This is a genomic window from Kosmotoga sp., assembly GCF_982836095.1.
This window is the reverse complement of the sequence record NZ_CEYIHJ010000098.1, coordinates 2,498-6,906: the sequence shown is the minus strand read 5'-3', so window position 1 is coordinate 6,906 and position 4,409 is coordinate 2,498. Positions and strand designations below refer to the sequence as shown.

General features: G+C 40.2%; 4 protein-coding genes and 1 pseudogene. All 5 read right to left on the bottom strand.

Going from position 1 to position 4,409, the window contains the following annotated elements:
- On the bottom strand, positions 1 to 584 hold a 584-nt coding region (locus AC3LHT_RS07190; RefSeq protein ID WP_488662419.1), incomplete at its 3' end, for a ribose-phosphate diphosphokinase.
- A gap of 4 nt (positions 585 to 588) precedes the next feature.
- The gene (gene glmU, locus AC3LHT_RS07185; RefSeq protein ID WP_290666894.1) at positions 589 to 1,935 is read right to left on the bottom strand and encodes a bifunctional UDP-N-acetylglucosamine diphosphorylase/glucosamine-1-phosphate N-acetyltransferase GlmU; all 1,347 of its coding nucleotides are present in this window, start codon (positions 1,933 to 1,935) and stop codon (positions 589 to 591) included.
- A 67-nt stretch (positions 1,936 to 2,002) separates the two neighbouring features.
- On the bottom strand, positions 2,003 to 2,584 hold the full coding sequence (ruvA, locus tag AC3LHT_RS07180) for a Holliday junction branch migration protein RuvA (protein WP_290647037.1): 582 nt from the start codon (positions 2,582 to 2,584) through the stop codon (positions 2,003 to 2,005).
- Positions 2,577 to 3,887: a bifunctional folylpolyglutamate synthase/dihydrofolate synthase gene (locus AC3LHT_RS07175; RefSeq protein WP_488662418.1), complete on the bottom strand. Its 1,311-nt coding sequence runs from the start codon at positions 3,885 to 3,887 to the stop codon at positions 2,577 to 2,579. The genes ruvA and AC3LHT_RS07175 overlap by 8 nt, the downstream gene beginning before the upstream one ends.
- 4 nt (positions 3,888 to 3,891) lie before the next feature.
- Positions 3,892 to 4,409, bottom strand: a pseudogene (locus AC3LHT_RS07170) (valine--tRNA ligase); the annotation flags it as partial.

Here is a 4,409-nt window from a genome sequence, read left to right as displayed (position 1 = left end):
GCGAGAGGTGCGCCAAGCTTTTCCGCAAACTTGCTCGCTCTTTTTACACCACCTATATCAGGAGAAACAACGACAACATTTTTCACATCAACGATGTTGTTGTTCAAAAAGTGCTTTGAAAAAACAGGAAAACTCCAAAGATTATCAACAGGTATGTCGAAAAAACCTTGAATCTGCTCTGCATGGAGGTCAACGGTAACTATTCTTGTAGCACCAGCGATGGTTAATAAATTCGCAACAAGTTTCGCGGTAATGGGGTCTCTTCCTCTTGCTTTTCTGTCCTGGCGAGCGTAACCGTAGTAGGGAATAACAGCAGCAATGGAATTCGCTGAAGCCCTTTTGAAAGCATCGATCATGACCAGTAATTCCATCAGGTTTTCATTTACGGGAGTTGATGTTGATTGAACGATAAAAACATCGTGCCCCCTTACGGTTTCATCAACCTTGATGTTAATCTCACCATCTGAAAATCTCCCCATCACACAACTTCCCAATTGTATGCCCATGTGGCGGGCGATTTTTTCGGCGAGTTGAATATTCGAAGTGCCTGCAAAGAGTTTCATTTCATTAGAATGAAAAGGCATAAGTTCATTCTCCCTTCTCGCTTTTTCTGTATCGATCGACCTTGTTTACCTGTTTTGCTCTCCCCAATCCGAGGGAATAATCTGGAACATCTTCAGTGATAACTGAACCAGCTCCTATGACAGTTTCCTTGCCTATATTTACAGGGGCAACGAGAGCTGTATTACTACCTATAAAGGCACCATCTCCAATAACAGTTCTGTGTTTCTTTTTACCGTCGTAATTACAGGTTATCGTACCAGCACCGACGTTAACATTTTCCCCGACTTCAGAATCACCAATATATGAAAGATGCTGGGCCTTGCTGCCTTTTCCGATAGTGGATTTCTTAACTTCTACGAAATTGCCGATTTTAACCTCTTCCAGCAAAACAGCACCCGGCCTTAATCTGGAAAAAGGTCCAATTGAGCAATGGGCATGAACCATTGCTCTGTCGATTTCAGATCTAACAATTGTGACATCATTTTGTATTGTTGAATCGAAAACACGAGTAAAAGGGCCAATGTTGCATCTTTCACCTACTGTGGTATTGCCATAGATAAAGGTCATAGGTTCAATTATCGTGTCCTTTCCGATGATTACATCTGGACCAATATACGTGTTTTCTGGATCTATTATTGTTACGCCATTTAACATGTGCTTGTGGTTTATTCTTTGTTGTGCCACCCTTTGTGCTTTGGACAACTGCACTCTGTCGTTGATTCCAAGGGATTCTTGAGGATCGTTCAAAATGACTCTTTTTGCCTTCTTGGCGAATTGTACCACGTCTGTGAGATAATATTCCCCCTGGGCATTATTAGGCGACAGTTTTTTCAAAGCATCTCTCAAAAACTGCGAATCAAAAATATAAATGCCAGTATTTACCTCGTTTATTTCTTTCTCCTCTGGTGAAGCGTCTTTAGCTTCTATTATACGTATCCTGCCGTTTTGTTCGATAACCCTTCCATATTCAGCAGGGTTATCGAGTTTCATAGTCAATACAATTGCTTCAAACCCCTCAGCTGACTCTCTTACAAGCATTTTAAGAGTTTCAGGTTCAATAAAGGGAACATCACCTGGAATAACCAGAATCTGATCATCACTGTTTATCGTTTCCATGGCTTGTATGGTTGCATGGCCTGTCCCGAGTTGTTCTTGTTGCCTTACATTTTTGATTCCTTCAGGCAATAATTCCTCAACCAGCTCAGCTCTATAACCGGTTACCACTGTTATGTCTTCAGTTTTTATCCCGGCTTCAAAAATGGAAGAAATCACCCAGTTTACCATTGGCTTACCGAGGATTTTATGAACCACCTTTGGCAAGCTGGATTTCATTCTTTTACCCAGCCCCGCTGCCAAAACGATCGCTTTCATTTTTTCTCCCCCTTTAGATGTTATATGTTTATCGGTAATTTTTCATATCAAAAGTGAAAACCACTCATTAACGTATCTTTTTCAAGGCTTCTTTGATCAATTCACCAGTTTCAATATGGGGTAGTTCCTTCAATACTTTAGAAACGGTTTTAATGGTTATTCTCCTATCAAAGCCAAGTGAAGTTAGTGCATTAATTGCATCTTCAATTCTCGGGTCATCTGGCACCAGTGTTCCGGATTCGATTCCCGTCTCGAAGAGATGTCCAATTTCAGCGACTAAACGTTCCGCGGTTTTTTTCCCAAGTCCAGGTAAATGTGAAAGCCCCTCCAAATTTCTGCTGGCGATCAGTGCTTTCAAATTACCGGGTGTTGTTCCAGATAAAATTTTCAATGCGAGTTTGGGACCTATTTTGTTTACCCTAATCAAAGCAGAAAAAACCTCAAATTCCTCATCTGTAAGGAACCCAAAAAGCTCAGGTGCCTTATCTTGAGGAAAACTCATATATGTGAGAAAATCGCAACGTTCACCCACCTTTAGCTTTTCTACGGTAGATAATGGACAATTCAATCCGAAAGTGAAAAAACCGGCTTTAATCAACACATAATTTCCATTGATTTTTTTGACAACACCTTCAAGACCTTCAAGCATTTTCCTTTCCTCCAAGAATAGCCTGCCTTATTTCACTCACTAAATATAGTGACCCAACACAAAAGACAACAGGTTTTTCTGTATTTAAAAGCTCGTAAAAGGCGATTTCAGGATTTTCAATATAGATAACGTTATCCACATATTTCTTCCATTCGCGAAAAACCTTTTCTGGCGATGTGCTGCGATGACTACTAACCTTGGTGACAATAACCTCGCTGGAAATCGGTGAAAGCAATCTGATGTTATTCATATAGTCTTTGTCATCAAGGACACCAAAAAGTAATCTTATTTTCTGGTTGCCAAAATAATTTCTAACACTCTCGACAAAAGTCCGGGTTCCATCGGGGTTATGGGCACCATCGAGAATGATTCCTTTTCCAAAAGCCTTTAATAGCTCGAATCTGCCAGGCCATTGTACTTTGGAGAGTCCCTTTTTCAAAATGTCTGACGAAAGTTTCATGTTTAACCTTTTACTGGCAATTTCAAGGGTTTTGATTGCAATAGCAGCGTTCTGATATTGATGGGCACCGTTTAAAGAAAGTGGCAAATTGTTATGATGATTTTCGCCGACATAATTAAAAAGATTATGTCCAATAGACATCTTCTGAGGTTGAACATAAAAATCCCGCCAGAAAAAATACGTATCTGCGCCATTTTCTTTGGCAATTTTTTCAATTACCCGCCTGATGACTGGCCTGGTGACTCCAGACACAACAGGGGCTCCCGGTTTAATTATACCCGCCTTTTCCTTGGAAATTTCATTTTCAGTGTTTCCAAGTATTTTGCGGTGATCCAAGCCAACGGTAGTAATCACCGAAACTAAGGGTTTTTTAATAACATTACTGGCATCGTACTTGCCTCCTAGTCCAACCTCTATGACCGCAACATCCACTTTTTCTTGTCTAAAATAGTGAAAGGCCATTGCTGTGACAACTTCAAAAAAACTTGGGGCAAAATCCTCTTCTTTTTTATCCATCTTATTTAAGTGAGGCATAATATACTCAAGAAGCGACACGACTTTGCTTTTGGAAATCAACTGCCCATTAATCTGAAATCTTTCGCGGAAAGAGATTATATGCGGGGAAATGTTAAGCCCAACTTTCAATCCCATTTGGGCTAACACAGAAGTGATCATTGCTGCAACACTTCCCTTTCCATTTGTTCCGGTGATATGAATCACAGGATAGCTATCTTGTGGGTTTCCGATTCTATCCATTAATTCTTTAATGCGAAAAAGACCGTATTTTATCTTGCCATACGGTCTTGAGTTGTAAAGATATTCGATAGACTCTTTGTAATTCATGATTCTAAACCTTCAGGTCAGCAATGAGGTTTTTGACCCTCTCCAATTGTGCCTTCATTTCATTATGCTTTTCCCTTGTTTCTTCTACAACATCTTCAGGGGCTTGGTTAATGAACTTTTCATTGCTGAGTTTTCGTTCAAGCCTTGAAACTTCTGAGTTGAGGGTGCTGATTTTCTTTTCAAGCCGCTTCAATTCAGCATTAAGGTCGATTTCACCAAGTTCAACATAAAGGGTGAATTTATCAGATGTATAAGCAGCTGCACTTCCACTCTGTTTTGATTTCTCATGATGCAGCTTGTAAGAATTCGATAGTGAAGAGATCATAGTAGAAATCTTTTCTTCAAGAGGTACTCCAACGTAGTGAATTTTCACCTTGGCTGAAGGGGGAATGTTCATTTCCGCTTTCAAACTACGTATCCCTTTAACAATGTCCATGATTTGCTGGTATGTACCTTCTGCGTCAGGATCTATTAGATCATCATTAACACAGGGCCAGTCACTGACGATAATAGCCTCACCCT

Bases quoted from the DNA above. Each gene is read 5' to 3' on its own strand.
- glmU (WP_290666894.1), bottom strand. From the start codon at position 1,935: ATGAAAGCGATCGTTTTGGCAGCGGGGCTGGGTAAAAGAATGAAATCC.
- ruvA (WP_290647037.1), bottom strand. From the start codon at position 2,584: ATGCTTGAAGGTCTTGAAGGTGTTGTCAAAAAAATCAATGGAAATTAT.
- AC3LHT_RS07175 (WP_488662418.1), bottom strand. From the start codon at position 3,887: ATGAATTACAAAGAGTCTATCGAATATCTTTACAACTCAAGACCGTAT.